This window comes from Neptunicoccus cionae (genome assembly GCF_002860325.1).
In the GTDB taxonomy this organism is placed as follows: Bacteria; Pseudomonadota; Alphaproteobacteria; order Rhodobacterales; family Rhodobacteraceae; genus Amylibacter; species Amylibacter lutimaris.
In genome coordinates, this window is record NZ_PKOJ01000002.1 from 561324 (window position 1) to 587882 (window position 26559).

Below are 26559 nucleotides of genomic sequence, written 5' to 3' on the forward strand. Positions count from 1 at the left end.
GGGCGAAATCCCTTGTTAGAACTGCCTTATGGTCGGGAAGGCACGGTAGATTGAAAATTGCTAAGGCGATACAATCCCAATCGGGCTTAGGAAACAAGTTTTTCCTAAAGATGCAGCCCTAGTCTTTGAAGCTTGACGCAATTTTACGCAATCCCGTCACCATTGTAAGCGCATCCACAGCCACCGCTGCGAAATTCACGCCCCAGCCAATCGCCTGCCGCGCAAAATCAGGATCGGTGCACATGATCCCTGCGGTCTTGCCCGCAGCACGAATGCGCAGCACGGCATCTTCCATTGCCGCCATGACCTCCGGTGCATCTGGATTATCGAGATACCCCATATCGGCCGCCAGATCCGCAGGCCCGATGAATACCGCGTCCACCCCGTCAACAGCGAGAATTTCGTCCAGATTATCGAAGGCCCGCCGCGACTCGGCCTGCACGATCAGACAGATCTGCGCATTGGCAGTGGAGGAATAATCAGCGATGCCGGTCCAACGCGACGCCCGCCCCACAGCTGCCCCCACCCCGCGCACGCCCTCCGGTGCATAGCGCGTCGCCCGCACCATTGCCTCAGCCTGCAAGCCGGTTTCAACCATTGGCACCATCACGGTCTGCGCCCCTGCATCAAGCACCTGTTTGATGATCCAGTCCTCCCCAACGGGCACCCGCACGGCTATTGCGGATTCCGTTCCCTGCAAGGCCCCTATCTGGGCTGATACCTGCCCGATGCCGTTCGGCCCGTGCTCGGCGTCGATCAGTACCCAGTCAAACCCGACGGTCCCGACGATCTCGCTGGCGTAGGGTGATACAAGCGAAAGCCAGCAGCCTGATTGCAACTGCCCTGCTGCAAGCTTCTCTTTCAATCTGTTCACTGGTGCTGCCACGGTCTTTTCCTCCCTCGAATGAATCCATACCTGCCAGAAACCATATCCCCCGACAAAACACCACTCTGACGCGAAGGGTCTTTCCCTTAGCCGTGTGCTTGGGTTAGGAACGGCGCAGACATCCCAAGCAGGACGATCCCATGCAGACCGCAGACATTCTTTCAAAACTGATTGCATTCGATACAACATCAGCGAACCCGAATATGGATCTGATCGAATGGTGCGCGGGTCTGTTGCGGGACGCGGGTGCAGAGGTCACACTCCTGCCCGATGACAGCGGCAAGAAAGCGAACCTTTTCGCCACCGTCGGCCCGACGGACCGTCCCGGCGTCCTGCTGTCCGGTCACACCGATGTGGTGCCCGTGGCAGGCCAGAACTGGAGCAAACCGCCCTTTGAGCTGACGTTCGAGGACGGGCGTTATTACGGACGCGGCACATGCGACATGAAGGGCTTCGTCGCCAGCGCGCTTTCCGCAGCCTTGAGCGCAAGCACCAAAGACCTGCAAACCCCGCTGCATCTGGCGCTTTCTTATGACGAGGAAATCGGCTGCATCGGTGTGCGCAGCCTGATCGATATGCTGGAAGCCGCCCCGTTCAAACCGGCCATGTGTATCGTGGGCGAACCGACATCCATGCAAGTAGCCGTGGGTCACAAGGGCAAAACCGCTGCCAAAGCGACCTGTATCGGACGCGAGGGACATTCCGCGCTTGCCCCCCAAGCCGTAAACGCCATCTACCTTGCGACCGATCTGATTGCTGAAATCCGGCGCATTCAGGAACGGCTCGCCGCGACGGGAACGCAGGATTTTGATTATGACGTGCCCTACACCACGCTGCATGTCGGCCTGATCAACGCAGGGGTGGCGCTGAACATTGTGCCGAACCACTGTGAAGTGACTTTTGAAATCCGTAATCTCGCCGAAAACGATCCCACCGTACTGATGCAAGAAATCAAGGACCGCGCCGAAGAAATAGCCGAGCGCGCCCGCGTCATCGCTCCGGAAGCCGCGATCAATATCGAGATGACAGCAAACACATACCCCGGCCTTGCCACCCCCGAGGATGGCGCCGTAGTTGCCTTTGTGAAATCCCTGCTGGGTGCGAATGACACGATGAAAGTGGCTTTCGGCACCGAAGGCGGACTGTTTTCGAGCCGTGTCGGCATACCCACCGTGGTCTGCGGGCCGGGCAGCATGGCACAGGGGCACAAACCGGATGAATTCGTCAGCGCCGACCAGCTTGAAAAATGCGACCGGATGCTTGCCGCCCTGACCGACCGGCTGGTCAAAGGACTGCCGCTTAACAGCTAGAGTTCCCTGCCACTTACTTGAACAGGTCCTTGCAAAGTTCCATAAACGGTTGCGCTGCGGGGGGAAGTTTCGCGCCCCGCCGGTAGGCAAGCACCGTCGGGCATTGCCGCGTGTCACTTGGCAAGGGTCGTGTGACCAGTGAATGGCCGTCATAGCTCAGATTGCTGGCTGGCTTGCTCGCCAGTATGGAATAGCCGAGCCCCTCCCCCACCATGGCACGCACCATTTCGTAAGAAGGGCAGTGGTACTTCACCTGGGGTGTCAGATGCCGGGCGGCAAAAATGGACAGGGCATAATCTGCTGAAGGCTTGGTATCCAACAGGACCATGGGATGTTGCGTCAGGGTTTCCAGCGTCAGGTTCGGTTCCGCAGCCAGCGGATGATCCTCCGCCAGCAGGATATAGGGCGACAGGCTCGCCAGAGGGACGGTAGCAATGTCGTCCGGCAGGTCGAGATCAAACATCAAAGCCAGATCCACATCACCCGCCCGCAGCCCCTCGATCAGGCGGCGGTGGTCCCCGTCCATCAGACGCAGATCGGTGCTGTCATCTTTGGTAAATTCTCCGATGATACGAGGCACCACAAAAGGACCAATCGTGTGAAAGCACCCGACCCGCAGGGCCGTATCAGACTGGGAGGTGGCAAAGGTCGTCACGGGATCAATCCGCACCGTCCGCCCGTAGGCACGATTGGCATAAATTAGCGGGGTTCCACGGTGGGCGGTGAAAATATCCTGAACCTCTCCCACAAAGACATGATGGGTGCCAATCCGCTCTGCGCTGACAAGTTTGCAATCAAAAGCCACCAGCGGGTCGACCACCCGCGGTGCTCCGGTTGCCATCGGCGCCCATTCCGCGCAATCGAACTTATCGGCAAATTCTGCCTTGAACCGCCCTGCAAACGTGTCCGAGATAAAGGATTGGTCGTCCCGCAGCAGATTTACACAGAAATTGCCGTTTTCAAGGATCAGCGGCGCCGCACTGGCTTCGTGATGCACGCAAACCAGCAACGTCGGCTTTGGAGAATCGGCCGAAACCGATGTCATGGCTGAAACCGTTACGCCACCCCGCCCCGCACTGCCGTCTGTTGTGACAATATTTACCGTACAGGCCGCATGGGACATCCCGCCCAAGAAGGCTTCGCGCAATTGTGGATTTGGTGTCTTTTCTGTCACGATTGCCCTGCCTGTCCTGCTCTGAAACATCAGAATGACATCAGCCCCGATCAGGGTAAAGTCAAGCACACAGCAAAAAATCCGCCGCTTGGGTACAGGCAACGGGTTCAGGCGGTTCAATGTTCCCGAAATACTTCCGCCGGAGGCATTCTACCCTGCCCGGCGACATACTTCAGTGCGCAGAAACCCAGTCGGAAACTCTTATTCCGAGACGGTTTTCTCTGCCAGAACCGTGCCGATCTGATTGCCCACATCTGTGGTGCCGTCCACGGTCAGAGACACAATAACGCCACCGATTACGGTCATGGTTGCGGTCAACACAACCCAGTCTACCGTCACGGCGCCGTCTTCGGCCTGCCCCCATCGGCAGGCACGATCCTTAATCTGTGCACCGACCGAACGGAAACAGGATATGTAGCGGTTTCTCATTTTTTGCCTCTCAAACTTGCCCGGGAAAGCTCGCCCCAATCCCGGACATATACCCCTCTTATCCGCTCACTACGGTATTAGTTGGACAGATTGAGGCGGAAATAAGGCATTCTCTAGTTGTTTTGGGTTAAAGTACAGTGCGCACCGACCATAATTCGGGAAACAGTTCCACTTTCAACATGCTTTGCAGATAGCTTACACCGCCCGTTCCACCGGTTCCCTTCTTGTTGCCGATGATCCGTTCAACTGTTGTCACGTGGTTAAAGCGCCAGCGGCGGAAGTAATCTTCGAAATCCACCAGCTTTTCAGCCAGTTCATAGGCCAGCCAGTGTTCCCGAGGATTCTGGTACACTTCTTTCCAGACCGCCTGCACGCCGTCGTTATGGGGCAGCTTCACAGAAACGTCCCGCTCCAGCACATCTCGGGGTACAGCAAACCCCTGTTCTGCCAGATGGCGTAAAACCACGTCATACAGGCTCGGCTTGGCAAGTTCATCGACCAGCGCCTGATGCAAATCGTTACGGTGTTCATGTGGCTTCAGCATGGTGTGGTTGCGGTTGCCGACAAGATATTCGACCAGACGGTATTGATGGGACTGGAAACCCGAAGAATGGCCAAGCGCATCGCGGAACTGGGTATATTCCGACGGGGTCATGGTGCGCAGCACATCCCATGCGGAATTGAGCTGTTCGAATATCCGTGCAACCCGTGTCAGCATTTTGAAAGCCGGACGGGTCTCGTTCTGTGCAATCAATTCGCGCGCAGCATTCAATTCGTAAATTGCCAAACGCAACCAGACTTCGGAAGCTTGATGCTGGACAATGAACAACATCTCGTCATGAGCATCCGAGAGCGGATGCTGCGCCGTCAGGATAGCGTCAAGCCCGAGATAGTCCGTATAAGACATCTTGTCCTTGAATGAGAGTGTCGCTTCTTCTGCGGGATTTGTCACACCATTTGCCATGTTAATACCTTGCTATTTCTCTAAAAACGTTTGTATCCGCTCCACCCCGCTTTGCAACAGAAACACAGGTAATCCCACGCCCGCCCTTAAATATCACGCGCGGAGTCTGCCGCTTTGTCAGGCAGCCCGCCCTATTGCCAACCAAAAACGCAAGTTAAACCTAGCCAACTGCCATCAAACCCTGTATGGCCGCGCCAAACCCCTTATTTTCCGGTACAGGCACTTCTTTATGGAACTCAGAAATATCGCCATCATCGCACACGTTGACCATGGCAAAACCACACTGGTCGACGAGCTGCTCAAACAGTCCGGCGCCTTCCGCGCGAACCAGGCTGTTGCCGAACGGGCGATGGACAGCAACGATCTGGAACGCGAACGCGGCATCACGATTCTGGCGAAAGCCACTTCGGTTGAATGGAACAACACGCGCATCAACATTGTGGACACTCCGGGCCACGCCGATTTCGGCGGCGAAGTAGAGCGTATCCTCTCTATGGTAGACGGTGTTGTTCTGCTGGTGGACGCTGCTGAAGGCCCGATGCCACAGACCAAATTCGTAACTTCCAAGGCGCTGGCTCTTGGTCTTCGTCCGATTGTTGTTCTGAACAAAGTGGACAAGCCTGATGCGGAACCGGATCGGGCACTGGACGAATGTTTCGACCTCTTCGCCAATCTGGGTGCGGATGACGAACAGCTAGATTTCCCGTCCATGTATGCCTCTGGCCGTTCCGGCTGGGCAGACATGGAACTGGACGGCCCCCGTCAGGATCTCACTGCCCTGTTCGACCTGATTGTCAAACACGTCCCTGCCCCCAAGCAGCTCGCCAAGAAAGACGAGCCGTTCAAGATGCTGGCGGTTACACTGGGCGCCGACCCGTTTATCGGGCGTATCCTGACCGGTCGCGTGGAAAGCGGCACACTGAAAACCGGCGAGACCCTAAAGGCGCTGAGCCGTGACGGCGAACTGGTTGAAAACTTCCGCGCCACAAAAATCCTCGCTTTCCGTGGGTTGGCGCAACAGCCTATCGACGTCGCCGAAGCGGGTGACATCGTAACCATCGCAGGGATGACAAACGCCACTGTTGCGGACACGTTGTGTAACCCGTCCGTGGACGAACCAATCGCAGCACAGCCTATTGACCCACCCACGATTTCTGTAACTTTTGGCATCAATGACAGCCCTCTGGCCGGTCGTGATGGTAAAAAAGTGCAATCCCGTGTGATCCGTGACCGTCTGATGAAAGAAGCAGAAGTCAACGTTGCGATCAAGGTGACAGACACTCCGGGCGGTGAAGCCTTTGATGTGGCTGGTCGCGGCGAATTGCAGATGGGCGTTCTGATCGAGAACATGCGCCGCGAGGGTTTCGAACTGTCTATCTCTCGCCCGAAAGTGCTGTTTCAGGAAATCGACGGAGTTCGTTGTGAACCGATCGAGGAAGTCACCATCGATGTGGATGACGAATATTCCGGCGCTGTGATCGAGAAGCTGACAGGCGCGCGCAAGGGCGATCTGGCAGAGATGAAACAGGCCGGTGCCGGCAAAACCCGCATCATCGCCCATGTTCCTTCCCGTGGCCTGATCGGTTATCACGGCGAATTCCTGACCGACACCCGTGGTACAGGCGTTCTAAACCGTGTGTTCCACGAATGGGCACCCCACAAAGGTCCGATCCCGGGCCGTCGCGCCGGTGTTCTGATCTCTATGGAGAACGGGACTTCTGTTGCTTATGCGCTGTGGAATCTGGAAGATCGCGGCAAGATGTTCATCGGTGCGCAGGAACCTGTATACACTGGTATGATCATCGGCGAGCATTCGCGCGAGAACGATCTGGAAGTAAACCCGCTTAAGGGTAAGAAACTGACCAACGTGCGTGCCTCCGGTACGGATGAAGCTGTTCGCCTGACCACACCGGTCACTCTGTCGCTGGAGCAGGCAATTGCCTACATCGACACGGACGAGCTGGTGGAAGTGACCCCGAATGCAATCCGTCTGCGCAAGGTCCACCTTGACCCGCACGAGCGGAAGCGCGCGGCGAAATCGAACGACAACTGATCCTCGTGGATACAGTTTGAATGATTGGAGAGGCGGGATTTCCCGCCTCTTTTTCTTTTAACCCCAATGTCTAAGGGTGATTCCCGAACGGTATACAAAGGCATTCCGAAAATGCCTAAAATTTCAGCACATAGCAGTTGCCCTTTGTTCGACATTCTGCCCTTATGGCGCATGTAACCCTACGTCACTAATCCGGTTACACCAATACAGTCGCAATTATTTACAGAGGCGCACATGACACGCAAAGCCGAGCCGAGTTTCCGCGAATCCACCAATATCATGTTCAACCGCGCGGTGCGGTTGATGGATTTGCCGCCGGGACTGGTGGAAAAAATCAAGGTTTGCAATGCGACCTACACCGTGCGTTTCGGTGTCCGCCTGCGCGGTGATATCCAGACCTTCACCGGTTACCGCTCGGTCCATTCAGAGCATATGGAACCTGTGAAGGGCGGCATCCGCTATGCCATGTCTGTCAATCAGGACGAAGTCGAGGCGCTCGCCGCGCTGATGACCTACAAGTGTGCTTTGGTCGACGCGCCCTTTGGCGGGTCCAAAGGCGGCTTGTGCATTGATCCGCGCGAATGGGACGAAGACGAGCTGGAACGCATCACCCGCCGTTTCGCCTATGAACTCGCCAAGCGCGATCTGATCCACCCCTCCCAGAACGTCCCTGCCCCCGATATGGGAACAGGCGAACGGGAGATGGCGTGGATCGCAGACCAATACGCGCGCATGAACACCACTGACATCAACGCAAGGGCCTGTGTAACCGGCAAACCGATCAGCGGCGGCGGCATTCAAGGCCGTACAGAAGCAACAGGGCGCGGTGTACAATACGCTTTGCAAGAATTCTTCCGCCACCCGGAGGACATTAAGGCCGCCGGTCTGGAAGGCAGTCTGGACGGAAAACGTATCATCGTACAAGGTTTGGGGAACGTGGGGTACCATGCGGCCAAGTTCCTGTCCGAAGAGGATGGTGCCAAGATCACCGGCGTGCTGGAATTCGACGGCTGCATTACCAATGACAGCGGGATCAACATCGAAGACCTGAAACAGCACATGTTGAAAACCGGTTCGACCAAGGGATATTCCGGCGGGGACTGGCATGAACCGGATGCGCCGATCATGGAAAAAGCCGCGGATATCCTGATCCCAGCCGCGATGGAGGGGGTTATCAACCTGTCGAATGCCAAGCGGATCAAGACCCCGCTGATTATCGAAGCCGCGAACGGTCCTGTTACCTCGGGCGCGGACAAGATCCTGCGGGACAAGGGCTGCGTGATTATACCGGATATGTATGCAAACGCCGGTGGTGTGACAGTGTCCTATTTTGAATGGGTCAAGAACCTCAGCCATATCCGCTTTGGCCGGATGCAGCGGCGTCAGGAAGAAGAACGCCACCGCCTGCTGATCAACGAACTGGAGTCGGTTACCGGACATCAGCTCTCGGAGACATTCAAGCAACGCTATCTGAATGGCGCCGGAGAGTTGGAACTGGTCCGCTCCGGTCTGGAAGACACTATGCGCGGAGCTTACCAGTCCATGCGCGAAGTCTGGCATGATCGCGCCGATGTTTCCGACCTGCGCACCGCGGCCTATCTGGTCTCTATTGGCAAGGTGGCCAGCAGCTATCGGGCGAAAGGGCTGTAAGCGCTTGGAACAAAAAAAATGGGCTGTGCAATCACCTTGCGCAGCCCTTTTTAATAATTCGCCACCTGAAACAGTATCTTACGCCAGTTCCGGCCCCAGCACCCGTTCCATAATCAGCATTTCAATCGCTTCGGCCATCGCCTTGTTCTGCGCAGGGTTGGTTGCCCCCCCGATGCCCAGACGCTTGCCCAAACGCCAGTACAGTCCGGGCGCCCAGCCTTTTGGTTCGGGTTCTGCCAGACGCACCAGAAACCCGTTCGACGGTTTGAAGGCAAAGACACCACGGTCCACTTCACGCATGTTATAAAGTGCGCAAATCTGGTTGCCTGCGTCATCGAACAGCCCCTGCCGCGTCAAATACAGCGCGCTCGACGTGACCCGCAGATTCCATTGGGCCTGCCAGATAAACAACGCCCCGATCAGGGGCATAATGATGCGCAGCGCAAAAATCTCAGGCGGATTGTAGAACACCGCCAGTATCAGCACCAACCCAAGTCCGCCGAGCGATAGAGCCCCGAACCACCGCCGCCCCAAAGAAGGTTTCAGCGTCGCAATTATGTCTTCTTGATCCATACCCTGTTTTACGCAGAAGCCGCCTTTCTGGCTAGCGGGAAGTTTGCTTCAGACTGTAGCAGCGCGCCCTTTCGGAATAACCTCGTAGCCCCGTTCTTCCGGCTCGTCATCGGTCATTTCCGGCGGGAAACCGGGGGCGCGAATATCAAGGCCGGTGGCTTCTTCCAGACGTTTGATGATATTCGGGGACAATTCGCGCATCCCGTAGCGCGAAATCCCGTCATCAAAAATCCGGCACAGCAAAGGCGAGATTTCCAGCGGCACAGCGTTGCGTTCCGCAATTTCCTGAAACAGGCCGATATCCTTTTTGACAAGATCCATCGTAAAGGAAATATCGCGCGAGCCGTTCAGGATGACCTGACTTTCAGTTTCATGGGAAAAGGAATTGCCCGAACTTATGCGGATGGCTTCAAAGGTGGTGTTCAGGTCCATTCCAGCAGCTTTGGCTGTTACCAGTGCCTCGGCATTGGCCACCAGATGTACGGTCGCCAGATAGTTTGTCAGCACCTTGAGCATCGAAGCCGATCCAAGCGGTCCGGTATGCAGAATACGACGTCCCATGATTGTCAGAACCGGTAAAACAGTTTCAAACGTTTGGCGGTCACAACCCGCAAAAATTGCAATATTCCCCGTATCCGCACGGTGGCAGCCACCGGATACCGGACAATCCACTGCCGCCCCTCCGGCTTCAATGACCAATGCCCCCAGACGTTCCACCTCGGCCTGATCGGTTGTAGACATTTCCAGCCAGATCTTGCCCGTGCTCACGTAGGGCAGCATCTCGGTCACGACCAGATTGCAGGCAGCCGGTGATGGCAGACAGGTTATAACAACATCGCATTTCTGCATCATCTCGGCTGCAGAAGAAACGGCGTCCGCTCCTTTTTCAACCATAGCAGCGACAAGATCCGGATTTAGATCAAGAACACTCAGATCCACCCCGTTGCGCAGTAAACTCCCTGCAAGCTTGTGACCGACGTTGCCCAGTCCGATAAATCCGATTTTCATATGCTCTGCCCTTCCATTATCTGACGTCCCTATCAAACGTGATAGCAGACGCAAGAATTGTATTTCTCCGACACCATGCGCCGCAAACGGGCAAGTTTTTGCTTTACCCCACGTCCAATGCAGAAACTGTTCGCCGCGGGCGAACACTGCATTCGTCGCCACCGGCTTGGCGAACACTGCTTCAGTGCCTAGATTGGTGTCAACACAGTCTGAAAAGGAGACATGTCATGTCCATCCGTCCCGTTAAATCGACCAGTCAGGCCCAACCCGTACTCGAAGGGGCCGGCGTTCATTTGCACCGCGCTTTCGGGTTTGCCGATCCGACAGAGCTTGATCCATTCCTGCTGCTGGATGATTTTCGCAACGAAGATCCCTCCAAATACGCCAATGGATTTCCCTGGCATCCCCATCGGGGCATCGAAACCATCACGTATGTTCTTTCAGGCGAGGTGGAACATGCGGACAGCCTTGGAAATCAGGGCACGCTGAAGGCCGGAGATGTGCAGTGGATGACATCGGGCCGCGGAATTTTGCATCAGGAAATGCCCAGTGGAAATGCCACGGGCCAGATGCACGGCTTCCAGTTGTGGGCCAATCTACCGCGCGATCTGAAAATGACCGATCCGCGCTATCAGGATGTGGAAGCAAAGGAAATTCCGGTCATCGAAGAAGACGACGGCACCCGTGTCAAAGTGATCGTTGGTGATTTCTGGGGGCAGACCGGACCTGTTGACGGTATCGCCGCCGATCCGCAATATCTGGACGTTTACATTCCGGCCGGTGTGAAAAAAACACTTCCGGTGGACACCTATCGCCGCGCCTTCGCCTATGTCTTTGAAGGCGCAGGAGCTTTTGCAGGCGCGTCCGATCCGACCGGCGTTCTTCTGGAAAAAGAGGTAATGGGCGAAGAGGTCAACATCCGCGATATGTCGGGCAACCGCACGCTGGTCCGGTTTGATACAGGCGACAGCATCACCGTTCAGGCCGGTGAGCAAGGCATCCGCTTCTTGCTTATCTCGGGTAAGCCGATTGAGGAACCCGTCGCCTGGCACGGGCCTGTGGTAATGAACACACAGGCAGAACTGCAACAGGCGTTCAAGGAACTGCGCAACGGCACGTTTATACGGCCTGCACACTAACGCTGCGCCGGACGAAAATCCAAGCCCCGTCACCTGCTGGTGGCGGGGTTTTACTTTGATTGCAACCGGACCCCAGACACAGGATCAGATCGCACCAAGCCACTTCAAAAGCGCATAGTAGACCACACCGAACAGCATCAGGTTCATCACCAGAACACCCAGCCAGTTAATCCGCTCGCGGGATTTATCCCGAGCCACATCAACCCGACCCAATGTCCGACGCTGATTGCTTACGATGGTATCGACCCGTTTTTGATCCACCAAGCCGCGACGGCGCGGATGTGCAGTGCGGCGGCGGGCGTCTTCCAGATAGGCAACATCTTCGGCAACACTGCGGGGCAGACGGCGTCCGACACGACGCAGCTTGTCCTTCAAAGACCCCCGGTGGATTTTGTAAGTATCCGTCACCAGTGTTTCAATTTCGGCTTCCGCCATATCGATTACATTATCACTCATTAAAATATCCCCCCAAAGGATGTGTTCACGTTACAGGCCACAGCAGCACCATTCAATGAGTCGCTCGCTCCGCTACCGGCTATTTCGCCACTTCACGATCTTCTCACAGTTGCAACGCGGGAACAGGTAGGATTGTTCCAATATCCGGAACGGTAAAATGCAACAATCAGGGCTGTTATCGTCTTGTGCGGACTGCTACGCGCTACGCAAATCTTTTTCGGAGTTTGAAATGCAAAAATATATCGTTTGGGGGCTGTCTGCGCTGGTCTCTTTCTTCATGCTGATGGGCGGCTACGGCAAGCTGAGCGGTGCACCCGAAATGCACGGCGCTTTCCAGATGATGGGCCTGCCAGGATGGTTCGGCTACTTCATCGGGGCCTGTGAACTGGCCGCAGCCATCGGCATCTGGCTGCCGCGCCTGCAAGCGCTCGCTGCCCTTGGCGTTGCGATCATTATGATCGGCGCAGTCTATTTCCACGTTGTTTATACGCCGATCCAGACCGGCATCCCTGCCTTCGTGGTTCTGATCAGTTGTGCGGTCATCTTCCAGTATCGCCGGAAAGAGGCGATCTGGGCCTGACCCGGAAACTCGCCACGCCACAGGCCTGTTAACGGGCCTGTGGCAGTCATCCAAACCGCCGTTGCTGGCTCTACTTCTTTTTCACAAATTCTGTCAGGATCACGATCCGCTGGCCTTCAACGCGGCCTTCGATATGGGCAGGATTGTCCGGAACGATTGAAATTCCCCGTACCGCCGTGCCCCGCTTCGCGGTAAACCCTGCCCCTTTAACGGGTAAATCCTTAATAAGCACCACAGTGTCACCAGTGGCCAGAGGCACCCCGTTGCTGTCCTTGTGTCCGCTGTCGCGGATCACGCCTGCTTCGGCCCATGCCAGCGTGTCCTCATCGAGATAGAGCATGTCCTTCAAGTCGCGCGCCCAATCCTCTGCCTCCAGACGGACCAGCATCCGGTAGGCAAGCACCTGTGTCGCCGGATCTTCGGACCACATGGAAGAAGACAGGCAACGCCAATGGTTTACATCAGGTGTTCCGTTCTGTTGATCTGTACACACGGCACAAAGATCCACCTTATAAACCACCCCATCACGGGGTAAATCGAAGGGCGCAACACCTTCATCGGATTGACACAGGGAACAGGACATCGAAAGGCTCTTTCTTGTTGGAATAGCCTGCCATAACAAAGCCCGGATAAGAGCGACAGCCCAATTGCATGTACAGCATCTATTGCACGTCTCCCACCATAGGTTGATGCCTTAAAATGTTGATAAAAATCACTTGCGAAGTGACGAGACTACGCCAATGATACCTTCCATTAAGCACCATTTTTATAGGGGATCATTGTAATGTTACTTACAGACACCAAAGACCTTGAAAGCTGGGCCAGCTACATCAGCGGCCTTGTCGCCTTTACCGGCAGTCCCGATTTGATCAAAGGATTTGACTGGACCAGCATTAGCAAAATGACAGTGGGCAATTATCTGGACCTGCTCGACACTGTAGAAACCGCTCTGGCAGCCTTCGACTGGTCGTTCCTGACCAGCCTGCTTCCGATGATCCGTAGCAATCTGGCGACCGCTGGTCTTAGCGGCGCGGAAATTGACGCAGCACTGGGCGTCCTGGACGATTTCATCAGCGGCGATACCTCACTGATTTCTGAAGGGTTCGATTTCGTGAGAGAGGCGCTTGCCGGTTATTCCGACGAAACCGATCTGATCACAGCCCTGTCCGGTGAACCTGTTGACAGCGGCATCCGTCTGGACGGGGACGGCGGCAAGGACGAATTCACCGGTACCGCTTTTGACGACTACCTTTCAGGCGCAGGCGGGAACGACAAACTGCTTGGCCTTGGGGGAAAGGACAACCTGCTGGGCGGTGGCGGCAGCGACAAACTGCGCGGCGGCGCGGGCAAGGACATGCTTGATGGCGGCAATGGCAAGGACAACCTGCAAGGCGGCTCTGGAAACGACACGTTGAAAGGTGGCGGTGGCGCTGATGTGCTGAAAGGGAATGGCGGCAAGGACAAGATTGTTGGTGGCGCTGGAAATGACAAGCTGTGGGGCAACAGCGGCGCAGATGATTTCATCTTCAAATCCGGTGATGGCAAGGACACCATCAAGGACTTCAAGGTTGGACAGGATGAAATCGATCTTGCTGGCGCTTCTGTAGATGACATTACCTTCATCAAGAAAGGCGCTGACGTGTTGCTGCGTTATGATGATATCAAAGTGCTGGTTGAAAACGTCACCCGCGCCGAAATGATGGATGACGGCAACTTCATCTAACTGAAAAACAGGTGTCGCAACGATGTGACCAAAAAGGGGCCACGGGAAACCGGAGGCCCCTTACCTTTTCCCGACCGCTGGCGTAAGAGACGGAACTATATGGCCCCTGATCGGTTAGTCCTTCAGGGGACGTTGAAACCAATAATAAAACGGTCAAAATGGCACAGGTCAAATCTCGCGCGCTGAGCGAAGTCTTGGACGAACTTGAAAACTCGGCCACGGGCGAAACCACTGCGGTCTCCGAAGTGATTGACGCGTTGGGACGGCGCTCTTTCGCGTCCCTCATGCTAATCTTCTCGCTGGTCTCTTCTTCGCCGGTCAGCGCTATTCCGGGCATGACGGCTTTCGTTGGTACGGTGATATTTTTTATTGTTGTCCAGATGCTGGCAGGCCGGAATTCCCTTTGGCTGCCTCAGTTTATCACCCGCCGCACGATCTCTACCGAAAAACTGCGCAAGGCCATCACATGGCTGCGCAAGCCGGTTCGCTTTGTAGAACGCTATCTTCGGTCACGGCTCACTTTTCTGTTTCACCGCCCCTACATCTGGCTTCCGTTGCTTCTGATTTTGGCGCTGACATTGTGTATGCCCTTTCTGGAGCTGATCCCCACCTCCGGCTCTATCGCATCGGTGGTGATCGCCCTGTTTGCCGCAGGTCTGCTGACGCGGGACGGAGCTCTTGTCATCGTCTCTCTCGTCGCCCTGCTCGCCGTTCCGGTCGCCATCTGGCAGATCGGGTTTTAGGGCGCGCTGCAAACAAGAAACGCCAGCTGCGACGGGTAATCGTAGCTGGCGTTTGAAACGTTTCAGGCTGTTAGGGCAGTCCCTGTTAACTATCCATCTTCAGCGCGCTGATGAAGGCTTCCTGCGGGATGTCCACCTTACCGAACTGGCGCATCTTCTTCTTACCCGCTTTCTGCTTGTCCAACAGCTTGCGTTTCCGGCTGACGTCGCCGCCGTAACATTTTGCGGTCACGTCCTTGCGCAGGGCTGAGAGGGTTTCGCGGGCAATGATACGCCCGCCAATCGCCGCCTGAATCGGTATCTTGAACATATGCTGGGGGATCAGTTCCTTCAGCTTTTCAACCATCGCGCGGCCACGGGCTTCGGCGCGGTCGGCGTGTACCATAGTGGACAACGCATCAACCGGCTCCTCGTTGACAAGGATCTGCATCTTGACCAGCTTGTCCTCGCGGTAGTCTTCCATCTGGTAGTCAAAGCTGGCGTAGCCTTTGGTGACGGATTTCAGACGGTCGTAAAAATCGAACACAACCTCGTTCAGCGGCAGATCGTAAACCACCATCGCACGGGTGCCCGCATAGGTCAGATCAAGCTGGATACCGCGGCGGTCCTGACAGAGTTTCAGCACATCCCCGAGGTATTCATCCGGCACAAGGATCGTCGCTTTGATGCGCGGTTCCTCGATATGGTCCACATGGGTCAGGTCGGGCATGTCGGCGGGGTTATGCAGCTCTTGCACAGTGCCGTCGCGCATGTGGATATGGTAGATCACACTGGGCGCTGTGGTGATCAGTTCGATATCGTATTCCCGCTCCAGACGGTCGCGGATCACTTCAAGGTGCAGCAGGCCAAGGAAACCACAGCGGAACCCGAAACCGAGCGCGGCAGAGGTTTCCATTTCCGTGCTGAAAGACGCATCGTTCAGTGAAAGTTTTGAGATCGCTTCACGCAGGTCCTCAAATTCGGCGTTGTCCACAGGGAACAACCCACAGAAAACAACCGGCTGACTGGGCGCAAAACCGGGTAGCGGTGTTTCACAGCCCTTTTTCTCGGTGGTGATCGTATCCCCCACCTTGGTGTCGCGCACCTGTTTGATGGAAGCGGTCATGAAGCCCATTTCACCGGGTCCGAGCACGTCAATATTGTCCATCTGCGGACGGAAGACGCCGACGCGATCCACAGGATAGACCGCATTGGTTGCCATCATGCGGATGCGGTCGCCCTTGCGAAGATACCCGTCGATTACCCGCACCAGAACCACAACGCCGAGATAGGCATCATACCAGCTGTCCACCAGCATCGCCTTCAAGGGCGCATCTGCATTGCCGGTCGGGGCTGGCAGACGGGTAACGATGGCTTCCAGAACATCGGGGATGCCGATGCCGGTCTTGGCCGACACCATAATCGCATCAGAGGCATCAATGCCGATTACATCTTCGATCTGTTCGCACACCCGTTCCGGTTCGGACGCGGGCAGGTCGATCTTGTTCAGAACCGGCACAATGTCATGGTCCGCATCAATCGCCTGATAGACGTTAGCCAGAGTCTGCGCCTCAACCCCTTGGGTGCTGTCCACAACCAGCAAAGAACCTTCAACCGCACGCATGGAGCGGGAGACTTCATATGCAAAATCCACGTGACCGGGTGTGTCGATGAGGTTGAGGACGTAATCCTCTCCGTCAAGCGCACGATATTCGATCCGCACGGAGTTCGCCTTGATGGTGATCCCCCGTTCCCGTTCGATATCCATCGCGTCGAGCATCTGCTCTTTCATATCCCGATCGGCCACTGTGCCGGTGGATTGGATCAGCCGGTCCGCCAGCGTCGATTTGCCGTGGTCGATGTGGGCTACAATGGAAAAATTGCGGATTTTTGATAGGTCTGTCATGGCTCTGGATATGGATGGAAAGCCGCATTTGGTCAATGGGGATTGAACGGGCGCACGGGGTTTTCACCACAATTACGGCCCTGTGGCGCCCCACTGTCCCTTCAGCACAGGAGACCCCTGCGTTTTATTTGCGTCCTCGGGCATTTTATGGCAGAAAGCTGGGCAAAATCGGCGCAACCAGACGCCGGACAAGGGCAAAACCAGAGGACATGATGAAAAAGATTCTCGTCGCAACACTTTCCGTTTCCCTGCTGGCCACAGCAGCCCCGAGCTTTGCATTCAACAAGATCGAACGGGCGTGTAGATCATCCGACCGGCCTGCTTCTGCCAGCCTGTGTGCTTGCATCCAACAAGTCGCCAACGTGCAACTGTCGGGGTCGGACCAGCGGCTTGCCGCGAAATTCTTCAAAGATCCGGATCTGGCACAGGAAACCCGTCAGTCCGACGACAAGCGCAAGGAAAGCTTCTGGAAGCGGTACAAAGCTTTTGGCGCAATGGCTCATAAAACCTGCGGCTGATTTCCCTTTCGGGTGTCGAACATTCCTCGGGCCTCTGGTGAGGCCTGTCAGCCGCCGACTCCGCGCCGCAAGGCGCTGACCGGAACAGCGGCACCGATAGCAGACCAACTCGCCGAAGCACGGGCGATTTTTGTGTCGTCCCATGTCACAAAGCTCAGCACGAAGCCTTCGCGTGTGACATCCTCGGCGGTGATGTTGAACCGCAGGTTCTGCGCCCGTGACGCATCAATTCCAGAAATTCCGATTGTCACATGGGGCGGGCGCTGGAACGGGGCGGCGAACGCCACCTGAACTTTCACCGAGCGGTCGCCCTCTCCGGCCCACATCGGCTCGTTTTCGTCAACATGATTGAAAATCTCACCCGTTGCGGTGATGATCTGCATGCCCACCAAAGGAGATGTGGTTTGCTGAGAAAATGCCTGCGCCACTGCTCCGGTCCCGTCCATATTTCCCGTTTTCTACGTGTTTTCGACAATGATAGGCCTTCGGGACAAAAAGACCAGCGGGATTTCGCGGCGGGTTGATAACGATTTTCTGAGGTTCAGACTGGTGGAAATCCTTCCAATCTGTTGATCAGGCGCAAGAAACATTGATGCGGATACAGTCCGAACCCTAGCCCTCTATCACCCAATGATCATCTGACAGCGCAATCGGGATCGGGGACAAAGCACAATTTAGCCCGAAACCCGCAACGCCCTGCCCTGTATGTGCATCAAATACCGCGTCGTGGTTGGTGCAGATCAACCGCGTTCCGTCAGCGCCAAGCACATCGCCGCGACTGTCAAGCGGCAGGAACTGATGGGGGCAGGCGTTCACGAATGCCCGCGTGCCCCCATCGTCTTTAATCACAAGGACCGGAAATTCCCCGAGCGCGAGTGCCGTTACCCCCTGCCCCAGCGCGGAGTCTTCGCACAGGGGCGTGCCGCGCGCAGGCGCATCGGGAAAATCCGTCCAGTCCAGTACCATAGTTGCTTACTCGGCCGCTTCGATCACGCCGCGTTCGATCTGGTCGGCTTCGATGCTTTCGAACAGTGCCTTAAAGTTGCCTTCGCCAAAGCCGTCGTCGCCTTTGCGCTGGATGAACTCGAAGAAGATCGGGCCAATAACGGTCTTGGAAAAGATTTGCAGCAGGATGCGGGTTTCGCCACCGTCTACAACACCTTCGCCGTCAATCAGGATACCGTGCTTTTCCATCCGCTCGATCGGCTCTTTATGGCCCTGCACGCGGTTGTGGGACATTTTGTAATACATCGGCGGTGGCGGCGGCATGAATTCCAGCCCGCGCTCGCTGATTTCATCCGTAGCACTGTAAATGTCCCTGGCGGCAACTGCGATGTGCTGGATGCCTTCCCCTTTGTATTCGCGCAGGTATTCTTCAATCTGAGATTTGTCATCCGCGCTTTCGTTGATCGGAATACGGATACGACCACAAGGCGACGTCAATGCGCGGGACGTCAAACCCGTCACCTTGCCTGCAATGTCAAAGAAGCGGATTTCACGAAAGTTGAACGTGTCGCGGTAGAATTTATACCATGTGTCCATGTTGCCGCGGATCACATTATGGGTCAGGTGGTCCAGATAGTAGAAGCCAACGCCTTCGGGCTTTTCGCTTACGTGGAAGTCATATTCTCCGGCATAGGCATTTTCGCCCTCGCCATATGTATCGACGAAATACAGCAACGAGCCGCCGATGCCGATCACAGCAGGCACGTCCAGACATTTGTCATCACCGGTGTAGGATTCAGCCCCCATTTTCACCGCATGGTCATGGGCGTGCTGCGCATCCACAACGCGCCATGCCATAGAAGGCGCGCAAGGACCGTGATCGTCCACAAAGCGCATACCGAAAGAGCCGGGCTCGGCGTTCAGAACATAGGTAATATCGCCCTGCTGCCACAGTTCAATCGCTTTGGTCTTGTGGGTCGCAGTGTGCTCGTAACCCATTTTTTTGAACAGCTTGCGCAATTCTTCCGGGTCGCGGTGGGCAAATTCGACGAATTCAAAACCGTCCGTGCCTGCCGGGTTTATTTCGGAAATTGTAGATTTTGGTGCATCATGTGGAAACGGGCCCATGGGAAACCTCCGGTTGGTGTTGCGTGTTTCCAGCATGTTACGCTTAACCGGATGCAATAGGTGCGCAAAACAGCCCCCGTCGCCAGGATTTATTGACAATTTCGCGCATAAATGTTATCATTGACACACATGATCCGCACATGGAAATAACATCATGCTCGATTCCGTCGACGAACGTCTTTTACGTGCATTACAGGATAATGCCACGGCCACCGCACAGGAACTCTCTGAACGCCTGAACATGTCCGCCAGCCAGATCGGCCGGCGGCGCCAGCGGTTGGAGGCGGAGGGGTATATCACCGGCTATCACGCACGGCTTGACGCGGCGGCGCTCGGGCTATCCGTGCAGGCCTTTGTACAGGTTTCCATGTCCGGTCACACGCCTGCAAATGCGCAGGTCTTCCAGAAACTGGCCCAAGAGCGCCCCGAGGTTGTCAGCCTCTGGACCCTCACCGGTGAGGCAGATTACATGCTGCGTGTCTATTGCCCCTCGCTGGCCGCGTTAAATGCGCTGGTCCATGATGTATTCCTTCCCCATGAGGCTGTGGCACGGGTGCAGACCAAAATCGTTATGGAGCAGCTTAAGCAAGACGCAGGTCTGCCCGTTGCGTCGGCAGCAAAACGGGTCAGATAGCAGCGCGGCGCGCCAGAACCGCCCGTTTTCGCGCCAGCCCGAGATGCACCGCCATACCGGCAGCATAAGCGATCAGGGCAAAGGCTATCAGACCACCAAATCCGAAGAGGCCGATCATGAACAAGATCATCGGCGTGCCAAGTGCATTGCCAAGATTCCCCATCTGGGCAACAGCCCCCTGTGCATGGGCGCGTGCCTCTTCTGTCGGGTTCAATGCGGGAACGGCCGAGAAATTTGCCCCCTGCACAAAACCAAGCGCTGCAAAGATCAGCACAGCAAACACCGGATTACCCGCCGAAAGAGCAAAGCCAAGTGTCGCAAACCCTGCGCTGGCAAAACCGATCACCACTACATAAACAGGCGCGATCCAGCGTTGCAGTACGACACCCAATGTCATCGAAACGCAGATCCCGGCCAGCGGCATGATGCCAAGCACCGCTGCGCGGCTTTCTTCGGGCAGGAAGGGCGGGATCACTGTCAGGATGGCAACAAAGGTCAACGTGTAACACAGCCACGCCAGCCCCGGCGCAGCGCGGGCCGGATCGGTGTAGATATCGAAATGCTGCCGCAGAAGACCAAGGGATTTCACCGGAGCGGCGGGGTTGTCCTTCGGCAGAACGGCCCAAAGCGCCGCAGCCATCGCAAACATCCATACCGCATGGACGTAAAACAGGCTCGACAGTCCGAATGCCGCGACCAGTGGTGTACCGAACCATGCGGTCAACGCATAGGCCACACCGAAGAATGTAGACCAGAGGCTCATGGCGAGAGGTTGGAAACGGGGTTTAGTGATCTGCGAAATCAGCGTCGGCGCCGCTACGACAACAACCAGATGGGATAAACCTTCTATCAGCCGAACCCCGAGCATAACGCCAAGGGGCGGCAGCGCCCCTTCAATCAAAGAGGCAACCGCGCCAAGGATCATTCCCCCGATCAAGAGGCGCCGCACCCCGAAACGGGCCACCAGAACACCAGCCGTCAGACCGAAAACGATCCCCAAGAGGCTGATGCCAGACACGAGGAATCCCAGCAAAGGCCCTGCACCGCTGTTTGCGTAATGGGCTGAAAGCTCGGCAAAAATCAGCGAGAATTTGGCAAATTGCGTGGCCGCTCCCAATCCTGCGAACCACAGGAGGAAAACGGTAAGAACGGATTTTTGCGCTTGGGTCATGGCCGCGTTTCTGACTCTGCCGCGCAACGAGCGCAAGCGGGTAACACGCCCCCGCCCGAAGCTTTAGCAGCTTTGGTTGGGCCTAGGTTCCAAAGGCACGGCGATCCGGAAAGCTGTTTTCAGCCGCCAGTACCAACGCCTCTGCGACGGCGTCCACTTCGGATTCGCTTAGCCGCGCAGGCAGGCGCACATCACAAGCCCGCATCAGCATTGCGCGGGTCGCAGGAAGTTCCCGTTGCTCGGGCAGGAATTCCCAGTTCCAGAACGCCCGTGCATTGTCTTTGGACATACCGAACAATTGCACCGTCACACCAAGGCGGGCTGCTTCTGCGACAAAAGCCTGTGCCTGCGCATCTGTCACTTCGCACAGGTTGAACTGGATACTGTCGGGGGCGCGTTCCTCCCCGTCCAGCGCTTCGGGCACCAGCAACCACGGCGTGCGATTCAATGCTGCGGCCAATCTGTCATGATTGCGTCGCCCGTCCGCAACACGGCGCGGGATTTCGGCGATTTGAGGACGGATGATCGCCGCCGACAGGTTCGAAAGGCGCAGGTTGTAAAGCGGCAGCTTGTTTTGCCAGCGGGCAAACTGGTTGCTCAGGTGGCCGTGCTTCTTCCAGTTGTGTTCATAAGCGCCGGACATGATCACGGCACGGGCCACCAGTTCTGCATCATCCGTGACAAGGATACCACCTTCCCCCGCGTTGATCAGCTTGTAGCTCTGGAAGGAAAAACACCCCACGCGCCCGATGGTCCCGATCTTGCGCCCCTTCCATGTGGTGCCAAGGGAGTGGGCCGCATCTTCGACCACGGGAATATCCCGTGCCTCACACAGCGCCATGATTGCATCCATATCCGATGTGTGGCCCCGCATGTGACTGACAATCACCGCCGCAATATCACTATCAAGGCGCGTCTCGAAATCTGCCAGATCAATGCGGTAGTTCTGTCCGACTTCACAAAGGACCGGTATGCAATCCGCGTGGATCACGGCAGAAGGTACTGCCGCGAAGGTAAACCCCGGAATAAGGACCCGCGCATCACGTGGCAGGCCCAGCGCCTTAAGACTGAGAAACAGGGCAGCAGAACAGCTTGAAACCGCCAGAGCGTATTTCACCCCCATCTCGGCCGCAAATTCCTGCTCCAGCAGCGTCACCGGTGCATCCTGCGCAGCGGTGTAACGGAACAGATCACCGGTTTGCAAAAGCCTCTCGATTTCGGCTTTGGCTGCGGCGGGGATGGGCTCGGCGTCATGCATGTTTGGCAGGGTCATTTGTTCCGATTTCCTGAAAGTAACTTTCAGGATTGATAAAGAACCTTTGTTACAAACCCAAGACGTTTGTTTGAAAACCGGCTGACATTTGCCGCCCGATGCGGACGGACACTTATGAATATGCCCGTTCCGCAACTATTTGCGGCATTTGCACTTGTTTGGACCAGCAAACCGCATACCCTAGACGAAGCGCTCTAATTCACAGGAATTTTATGGACAGCTTTCTCCTTCAGGCCTCGATTTATCTGGCCGCAGCCGTCGTGGCGGTGCCATTGGCAAAACGGGCCGGACTTGGCTCTATCCTCGGATATCTGGTAGCAGGTGTTCTGATCGGGCCGGTGTTCGGACTGGTGGGAAGTGAAACCAAAGATCTGCAACATTTTGCAGAATTCGGTGTGGTGATGATGCTGTTCATCGTTGGGCTGGAACTGGAACCAAAGGCGCTGTGGGACATGCGCCACCGGCTGATCGGGCTTGGCGGGCTACAAGTGGTGCTGACCACACTTGCGATCAGCGCCGCCTTCTTTTCCTTTGGCCAGCCATGGCATATTTCCGTGGCAATCGGTCTGATTTTTGCCCTGTCATCTACCGCCATCGTGGTGCAGACGCTGAACGAGAAACGCCTGATGCAGACACATGGCGGCCGTTCGGCGTTTTCGGTGCTGCTGACGCAGGATATTGCCGTGATCCCGATGCTGGCGCTGATCCCGCTGCTGGCAGTTGGCGACTTTAGCAACTTTGCCAGCCACGGAACGGACGACCACTCGGAAATGTCCCTGATTGCAGGTCTTCCTGGCTGGGGGGTAACACTGGTTACGCTTGGCGCGGTCGGTGCTGTAATCCTGTTCGGGATCTACTGTACCCGCCCGATCTTTCACTTTATCGCCAAGGCCCGGCTGCCTGAAATTTTCACCGCAGTTGCGCTTTTGCTGGTGGTGGGCATTGCTCTGCTGATGTCACTTGTCGGCCTCTCCCCCGCGCTTGGAACATTCCTTGCAGGGGTCGTGCTTGCAAACTCGGAATACCGGCACGAACTGGAAACGGATATCCAGCCCTTTAAAGGCCTGTTGCTCGGGCTGTTTTTTATAACCGTCGGCGCAGGTATCAATTTCGAAGTCCTCTGGGAGCATCTGGCGTGGATACTCGGCATGACGCTGATCATGATGGTGATCAAAGGTCTGGTGCTTGCGGGGCTCAGCGTGTTGTTCAAGTTGAAGGGGCGCGACCAATGGCTGTTCATCCTGTCGCTGGCCCAAGCCGGTGAATTCGGCTTTGTCATGCTATCCACGACCGTGCAGACCAGCGTGATCCCTTATGCACTGTCCCAGCAGCTCTTGTTGATTATCGCACTGTCCATGCTGCTGACCCCACTGCTGTTTATCGTTTATGACCATCTGTCCCGCCGGATGAAGGATGACACCCAGCACCATGAGGAAGACACAATAGACGAGGAAGGCACGGTTATTATCGTGGGCATCGGCCGGTTCGGGCAGATCGTGAACCGGCTGGCTCTGGCGACGGGGATCAAAACAGTGGTGATCGACCATAAGATCGACCAGATCGATGCAATGCGGCGCTTCGGCGTGAAAGGGTATTTCGGCGATCCTACCCGTCCCGACATGATGCACGCTGCCGGTTTGATGAGCGCAAAAATTCTGGTGGTTGCGGTGGACGATAAGGCGGCGGCAGTCAAACTGGTGGATCACGCCCGCAAGGAACGTCCGGATCTCTACATCATCGCCCGTGCCTATGACCGTGATCATGTTTACCATCTGTACCGCGCCGGAGCGGATGAGATCATCCGCGAAACCTTTGACAGTGCAATGCGGGCCGGCAAGAAGATGCTGCAAGGTATGGGCTGGCCCGAATATGAGGCTGAACGCGCCCACGATCAGTTCTTTGAGGCAGACCGCCACGCGCTGGCCGAACTGGCAGAGCTTTGGGACCCCAACATCCCGAACGAAAAGAACGAGAAATACGTGGCCCGTGCGCGGGAGGTCAATTCGGACCTTTACACCAGTTTTCTGTCCAATCTGACCAAGATTGTAGAGAACGACGAGGAGATAGACTTTCCGCCCACCAATGAATCTGCCGATCTGATCGCAAAAGAGGAAGCCGCCGACCGCTGATCAGGCGGCGATACGGGGCCGTCCCGATGCAATTGCGGTAAGTTCGGCCTCTACAAACACATCGCGCCCGTCGATCACCGCGTTGCGCACCTCCTGTTCGTGGTGCAGGCGGATGCCTTCCGCCCCGGCTTTGCGTGCAGCATCCATCGCAGTGTCGCCCAGACGGGTTTCCAGGGCAGACAGGGCGCGGGGCAGATCGTTGAAATCCTGCGGCCCGTCAGTGAAATGCACACGGTAGCGGTTTTCCCCGATGCTGGTGATCAGTCCGGACGAACGCATGGACACTTGTCCCACAACAGCCCCGATCGCATTGGCTACGCCTGCGTGTTCAGGCAGGATAACCGGTGTAGAGAGCCTGTCACCGACCGCGCCATAATAACTGTGGGCAGAAGCCCCGAGCCCGATTACCGGCAGGTTCAACCCCACCTTCAACGCCACCAGACCGCGGTGCGCTTGGGTGCCGCGCCGTGTTAGCACATGGCGGGCCAGTTGTTCTGGCGGAAGGCCGAAATCCGTCTCCTCTTCGGCAAAAGCGGTTTCAAGGAGCGTGTCACAGGTCTGCTGGGTGAGTTGGTCAATGATACGGCGGGCCAGCTCCGCGCCGTCCGGTGCTATCCGTTGCCCTGCCCCGTTGCGCTGCCGCGAAAACAACTCCATTCCCTGCCGTGCGGCAGTTGCATCCCAACTGTCCAGAACTCCGGTCACATGGGCTGCATCCGAAGGCGTTACTGCTGCGACCATGACCATTCCCCGCGCCACCAACCGGTCAAGTGCGGAGCCGTCCAGACGGTTTGCCAGCAGGCTGCCAATTTCCCAAGCCCGATCGCCGATCTTTTCCAGCAGGCGGGCTTCACGGGGATCAAGCCCTGCCGCAGTTTGCCCCGACAGACCCACCGGCACAACAAAACGCCCGTCATGCTCGCCGACCCGGTCTTTTATGCACTGACGCTCCAGCGCCGCTGGCACTACGTCGGGATACTGAATCGCGGCCAGTGACAGTGGCAGCACTCTACGGGGACCAAGTTGCAACCCGCCAGCCAGCCCTTCCCGCTGCAAATGAACCTCACTGTCTCCGCCAAGTCCGGTGGTACGCATGGCTACGGCTTCGACCATGGTGCGCAAACCGCCGACCCGCGCACCGTGGGGATCAATCATCGGGCGCCCGTCCCGCAACACAGCGACATCAGTTGTCGTACCGCCGATATCACTGACAAGCGCGTCGGATTCCCCTGTCAGCCAGCGCGCGCCGACGATACTGGCCGCCGGACCGGAGAGGATGGTTTCTATCGGGCGCTCCCGCGCCATTTCCGCAGAGATCAATGCCCCGTCCCCCCGCACAACCATCATCGGGGCGGACACGCCGATCCCTTTAAGATAATCCTGCGTGGCGCCGATCAGATGGTCGATCATCCCGATCAGCCGCGCGTTAAGCACTGCTGTCATGGCCCGTTTCGGCCCGCCGAGCTTTGCCGACAGTTCATGGGAACAGGTCGCAGGCAATCCGGTGCGGGCGCGGATCAGCTCCCGTGCGGCGATTTCATGGGCAGGGTTACGGGTCGCAAACTGGCTGGCAATGGCAAAGCCCGTGACCGTACCGTCGAGCCCCTCCAGCGCCTGTTCCAATGCACCAAAATCAAAGGGGGCAGCTTCGCTACCTGAATGATTATGCCCGCCGCTGATACGGATCACCGGATCGCCGCGCAGCGCCTCGTCCAATCCCTGACGGGCGACGTCTTTTTCGTCAAAGCCGATGAAGACCAGCGCAACCCGTGCACCCTGCCCTTCCACCAACGCGTTGGTGGCCAGTGTGGTGGACAGGGACGCCAGCGCGATTTCGGACGGGGCGACAGAAGCCGCATCGAGAACCGCCTGCACCGCTTTGCCGACACCTTCAGACAGGTCATGGCGGGTGGTCAGGGATTTGGCAGAGGCAATCACCTCATCCTCGCCACGGATCAGAACCGCATCTGTATAGGTTCCGCCTGTATCTACTCCGAGAAGAAGTGCCATCCTGTCCGCTCCTGCTATTCTGTCACGGGTTCTAGCCCGATGCCGCCGCCACGTCAGGACAAAAAGCGACCTGCCTTGCAGGTTTCCGGCATGTCGGGGCGACCTACGCCACGTCACGGGCAGCAGGGCTTCTCTGGGCAGCGGATTTGTCGCAAACTGCCCAAAACCCGAGTGGAGG

The 26559-nt window shown here is 56.7% G+C and carries 25 protein-coding genes; 10 read left to right on the top strand and 15 right to left on the bottom strand.

The window, feature by feature from the left end; genetic code table 11:
• Positions 1-118: 118 nt before the first annotated feature.
• On the bottom strand, positions 119-886 hold the full coding sequence (locus C0U40_RS08570) for an HpcH/HpaI aldolase family protein (RefSeq protein ID WP_101655334.1): 768 nt from the start codon (positions 884-886) through the stop codon (positions 119-121).
• A 140-nt stretch (positions 887-1026) separates the two neighbouring features.
• On the opposite strand from C0U40_RS08570, the gene argE reads away from it, so the two are divergent.
• Positions 1027-2196 carry an acetylornithine deacetylase gene (gene argE / locus C0U40_RS08575; RefSeq protein WP_101655335.1) on the top strand — a complete coding sequence of 390 codons (1170 nt, stop codon included), beginning with the start codon at positions 1027-1029 and terminating at the stop codon, positions 2194-2196.
• A gap of 13 nt (positions 2197-2209) precedes the next feature.
• Here argE and C0U40_RS08580 read toward each other — a convergent pair whose 3' ends face one another.
• From C0U40_RS08580 to kynA, 3 genes are all read right to left on the bottom strand, one after another.
• A complete protein-coding gene (locus tag C0U40_RS08580) occupies positions 2210-3439 on the bottom strand; it encodes a LysR substrate-binding domain-containing protein (protein ID WP_145991913.1) in 1230 nt (409 codons plus the stop codon).
• Between the two features lie 132 nt (positions 3440-3571).
• Positions 3572-3799 carry a hypothetical protein gene (locus tag C0U40_RS08585; protein WP_286134861.1) on the bottom strand — a complete coding sequence of 76 codons (228 nt, stop codon included), beginning with the start codon at positions 3797-3799 and terminating at the stop codon, positions 3572-3574.
• A gap of 127 nt (positions 3800-3926) precedes the next feature.
• Positions 3927-4763: a tryptophan 2,3-dioxygenase gene (gene kynA / locus C0U40_RS08590; protein ID WP_101655337.1), complete on the bottom strand. Its 837-nt coding sequence runs from the start codon at positions 4761-4763 to the stop codon at positions 3927-3929.
• A 229-nt stretch (positions 4764-4992) separates the two neighbouring features.
• Between kynA and typA the strand changes: the two genes are divergently transcribed.
• Complete coding sequence (gene typA, locus C0U40_RS08595) at positions 4993-6816, top strand: translational GTPase TypA (RefSeq protein WP_101655338.1); 1824 nt, start codon at positions 4993-4995, stop codon at positions 6814-6816.
• 234 nt (positions 6817-7050) lie between these two features.
• Positions 7051-8466, top strand: coding sequence for a Glu/Leu/Phe/Val family dehydrogenase (locus C0U40_RS08600; protein ID WP_101655339.1), 1416 nt, complete (start codon positions 7051-7053; stop codon positions 8464-8466).
• A gap of 78 nt (positions 8467-8544) precedes the next feature.
• On the opposite strand, the gene C0U40_RS08605 is transcribed toward C0U40_RS08600, so the two are convergent.
• Together C0U40_RS08605 and C0U40_RS08610 are read right to left on the bottom strand one after the other, a co-directional pair.
• On the bottom strand, positions 8545-9039 hold the full coding sequence (locus C0U40_RS08605) for a hypothetical protein (protein ID WP_101655340.1): 495 nt from the start codon (positions 9037-9039) through the stop codon (positions 8545-8547).
• Between the two features lie 48 nt (positions 9040-9087).
• Entirely contained in the window at positions 9088-10047 is a 960-nt protein-coding gene (locus tag C0U40_RS08610) for an NAD(P)-dependent oxidoreductase (protein ID WP_101655341.1), read from the bottom strand.
• Between the two features lie 227 nt (positions 10048-10274).
• On the opposite strand from C0U40_RS08610, the gene C0U40_RS08615 reads away from it, so the two are divergent.
• Positions 10275-11186, top strand: a complete 912-nt coding sequence (locus C0U40_RS08615) for a pirin family protein (protein WP_101655342.1) — start codon at positions 10275-10277, stop codon at positions 11184-11186.
• 84 nt (positions 11187-11270) lie between these two features.
• Here the strand turns inward: C0U40_RS08615 and C0U40_RS08620 are convergent, their stop codons facing one another.
• Positions 11271-11642, bottom strand: a complete 372-nt coding sequence (locus C0U40_RS08620; RefSeq protein ID WP_101655343.1) for a hypothetical protein — start codon at positions 11640-11642, stop codon at positions 11271-11273.
• Between the two features lie 229 nt (positions 11643-11871).
• Here C0U40_RS08620 and C0U40_RS08625 point away from each other — a divergent pair, with 229 nt between their 5' ends.
• Complete coding sequence (locus C0U40_RS08625) at positions 11872-12222, top strand: DoxX family protein (RefSeq protein WP_101655442.1); 351 nt, start codon at positions 11872-11874, stop codon at positions 12220-12222.
• Between the two features lie 70 nt (positions 12223-12292).
• Here C0U40_RS08625 and C0U40_RS08630 read toward each other — a convergent pair whose 3' ends face one another.
• On the bottom strand, positions 12293-12805 hold the full coding sequence (locus C0U40_RS08630) for an alkylphosphonate utilization protein (protein WP_101655344.1): 513 nt from the start codon (positions 12803-12805) through the stop codon (positions 12293-12295).
• A gap of 201 nt (positions 12806-13006) precedes the next feature.
• On the opposite strand from C0U40_RS08630, the gene C0U40_RS08635 reads away from it, so the two are divergent.
• A complete protein-coding gene (locus tag C0U40_RS08635; RefSeq protein WP_101655345.1) occupies positions 13007-13945 on the top strand; it encodes a calcium-binding protein in 939 nt (312 codons plus the stop codon).
• 158 nt (positions 13946-14103) lie between these two features.
• A complete protein-coding gene (locus C0U40_RS08640) occupies positions 14104-14688 on the top strand; it encodes an exopolysaccharide biosynthesis protein (protein WP_101655346.1) in 585 nt (194 codons plus the stop codon).
• Between the two features lie 85 nt (positions 14689-14773).
• Here C0U40_RS08640 and lepA read toward each other — a convergent pair whose 3' ends face one another.
• Positions 14774-16573: a translation elongation factor 4 gene (lepA, locus tag C0U40_RS08645; protein WP_101655347.1), complete on the bottom strand. Its 1800-nt coding sequence runs from the start codon at positions 16571-16573 to the stop codon at positions 14774-14776.
• A gap of 212 nt (positions 16574-16785) precedes the next feature.
• Here lepA and C0U40_RS08650 point away from each other — a divergent pair, with 212 nt between their 5' ends.
• Positions 16786-17091 carry a hypothetical protein gene (locus C0U40_RS08650; RefSeq protein ID WP_286134863.1) on the top strand — a complete coding sequence of 102 codons (306 nt, stop codon included), beginning with the start codon at positions 16786-16788 and terminating at the stop codon, positions 17089-17091.
• Between the two features lie 47 nt (positions 17092-17138).
• On the opposite strand, the gene C0U40_RS08655 is transcribed toward C0U40_RS08650, so the two are convergent.
• The 3 genes from C0U40_RS08655 to hppD all read right to left on the bottom strand — a co-directional run bounded on the left by C0U40_RS08655 (position 17139) and on the right by hppD (position 19164).
• On the bottom strand, positions 17139-17537 hold the full coding sequence (locus C0U40_RS08655; protein ID WP_286134864.1) for an H-type lectin domain-containing protein: 399 nt from the start codon (positions 17535-17537) through the stop codon (positions 17139-17141).
• Positions 17538-17703: 166 nt separating this feature from the next.
• The gene (locus C0U40_RS08660; RefSeq protein ID WP_286134865.1) at positions 17704-18057 is read right to left on the bottom strand and encodes a Rieske (2Fe-2S) protein; all 354 of its coding nucleotides are present in this window, start codon (positions 18055-18057) and stop codon (positions 17704-17706) included.
• A gap of 6 nt (positions 18058-18063) precedes the next feature.
• On the bottom strand, positions 18064-19164 hold the full coding sequence (gene hppD, locus C0U40_RS08665) for a 4-hydroxyphenylpyruvate dioxygenase (RefSeq protein ID WP_101655348.1): 1101 nt from the start codon (positions 19162-19164) through the stop codon (positions 18064-18066).
• A gap of 154 nt (positions 19165-19318) precedes the next feature.
• Between hppD and C0U40_RS08670 the strand changes: the two genes are divergently transcribed.
• Complete coding sequence (locus tag C0U40_RS08670) at positions 19319-19798, top strand: Lrp/AsnC family transcriptional regulator (RefSeq protein WP_101655349.1); 480 nt, start codon at positions 19319-19321, stop codon at positions 19796-19798.
• On the opposite strand, the gene C0U40_RS08675 is transcribed toward C0U40_RS08670, so the two are convergent.
• Together C0U40_RS08675 and C0U40_RS08680 are read right to left on the bottom strand one after the other, a co-directional pair.
• Positions 19791-20969, bottom strand: coding sequence for an MFS transporter (locus tag C0U40_RS08675; protein ID WP_101655350.1), 1179 nt, complete (start codon positions 20967-20969; stop codon positions 19791-19793). The two genes, C0U40_RS08670 and C0U40_RS08675, sit on opposite strands and share 8 nt — an antisense overlap.
• 82 nt (positions 20970-21051) lie before the next feature.
• Positions 21052-22242 carry a DegT/DnrJ/EryC1/StrS family aminotransferase gene (locus tag C0U40_RS08680; RefSeq protein ID WP_101655351.1) on the bottom strand — a complete coding sequence of 397 codons (1191 nt, stop codon included), beginning with the start codon at positions 22240-22242 and terminating at the stop codon, positions 21052-21054.
• A 212-nt stretch (positions 22243-22454) separates the two neighbouring features.
• On the opposite strand from C0U40_RS08680, the gene C0U40_RS08685 reads away from it, so the two are divergent.
• The gene (locus tag C0U40_RS08685) at positions 22455-24371 is read left to right on the top strand and encodes a monovalent cation:proton antiporter-2 (CPA2) family protein (RefSeq protein WP_101655352.1); all 1917 of its coding nucleotides are present in this window, start codon (positions 22455-22457) and stop codon (positions 24369-24371) included.
• Here C0U40_RS08685 and C0U40_RS08690 read toward each other — a convergent pair whose 3' ends face one another.
• A complete protein-coding gene (locus C0U40_RS08690; protein ID WP_101655353.1) occupies positions 24372-26381 on the bottom strand; it encodes a hydantoinase/oxoprolinase N-terminal domain-containing protein in 2010 nt (669 codons plus the stop codon).
• Positions 26382-26559: the final 178 nt, after the last annotated feature.

Coding starts and splice junctions, on each gene's coding strand:
- argE (WP_101655335.1), top strand. CDS start 1,027: ATGCAGACCGCAGACATTCTTTCAAAACTGATTGCATTCGATACAACA.
- C0U40_RS08585 (WP_286134861.1), bottom strand. CDS start 3,799: ATGAGAAACCGCTACATATCCTGTTTCCGTTCGGTCGGTGCACAGATT.
- kynA (WP_101655337.1), bottom strand. CDS start 4,763: ATGGCAAATGGTGTGACAAATCCCGCAGAAGAAGCGACACTCTCATTC.
- typA (WP_101655338.1), top strand. CDS start 4,993: ATGGAACTCAGAAATATCGCCATCATCGCACACGTTGACCATGGCAAA.
- C0U40_RS08600 (WP_101655339.1), top strand. CDS start 7,051: ATGACACGCAAAGCCGAGCCGAGTTTCCGCGAATCCACCAATATCATG.
- C0U40_RS08605 (WP_101655340.1), bottom strand. CDS start 9,039: ATGGATCAAGAAGACATAATTGCGACGCTGAAACCTTCTTTGGGGCGG.
- C0U40_RS08610 (WP_101655341.1), bottom strand. CDS start 10,047: ATGAAAATCGGATTTATCGGACTGGGCAACGTCGGTCACAAGCTTGCA.
- C0U40_RS08615 (WP_101655342.1), top strand. CDS start 10,275: ATGTCCATCCGTCCCGTTAAATCGACCAGTCAGGCCCAACCCGTACTC.
- C0U40_RS08620 (WP_101655343.1), bottom strand. CDS start 11,642: ATGAGTGATAATGTAATCGATATGGCGGAAGCCGAAATTGAAACACTG.
- C0U40_RS08625 (WP_101655442.1), top strand. CDS start 11,872: ATGCAAAAATATATCGTTTGGGGGCTGTCTGCGCTGGTCTCTTTCTTC.
- C0U40_RS08630 (WP_101655344.1), bottom strand. CDS start 12,805: ATGTCCTGTTCCCTGTGTCAATCCGATGAAGGTGTTGCGCCCTTCGAT.
- C0U40_RS08635 (WP_101655345.1), top strand. CDS start 13,007: ATGTTACTTACAGACACCAAAGACCTTGAAAGCTGGGCCAGCTACATC.
- C0U40_RS08640 (WP_101655346.1), top strand. CDS start 14,104: ATGGCACAGGTCAAATCTCGCGCGCTGAGCGAAGTCTTGGACGAACTT.
- lepA (WP_101655347.1), bottom strand. CDS start 16,573: ATGACAGACCTATCAAAAATCCGCAATTTTTCCATTGTAGCCCACATC.
- C0U40_RS08650 (WP_286134863.1), top strand. CDS start 16,786: ATGAAAAAGATTCTCGTCGCAACACTTTCCGTTTCCCTGCTGGCCACA.
- C0U40_RS08655 (WP_286134864.1), bottom strand. CDS start 17,537: ATGGACGGGACCGGAGCAGTGGCGCAGGCATTTTCTCAGCAAACCACA.
- C0U40_RS08660 (WP_286134865.1), bottom strand. CDS start 18,057: ATGGTACTGGACTGGACGGATTTTCCCGATGCGCCTGCGCGCGGCACG.
- hppD (WP_101655348.1), bottom strand. CDS start 19,164: ATGGGCCCGTTTCCACATGATGCACCAAAATCTACAATTTCCGAAATA.
- C0U40_RS08670 (WP_101655349.1), top strand. CDS start 19,319: ATGCTCGATTCCGTCGACGAACGTCTTTTACGTGCATTACAGGATAAT.
- C0U40_RS08675 (WP_101655350.1), bottom strand. CDS start 20,969: ATGACCCAAGCGCAAAAATCCGTTCTTACCGTTTTCCTCCTGTGGTTC.
- C0U40_RS08680 (WP_101655351.1), bottom strand. CDS start 22,242: ATGACCCTGCCAAACATGCATGACGCCGAGCCCATCCCCGCCGCAGCC.
- C0U40_RS08685 (WP_101655352.1), top strand. CDS start 22,455: ATGGACAGCTTTCTCCTTCAGGCCTCGATTTATCTGGCCGCAGCCGTC.
- C0U40_RS08690 (WP_101655353.1), bottom strand. CDS start 26,381: ATGGCACTTCTTCTCGGAGTAGATACAGGCGGAACCTATACAGATGCG.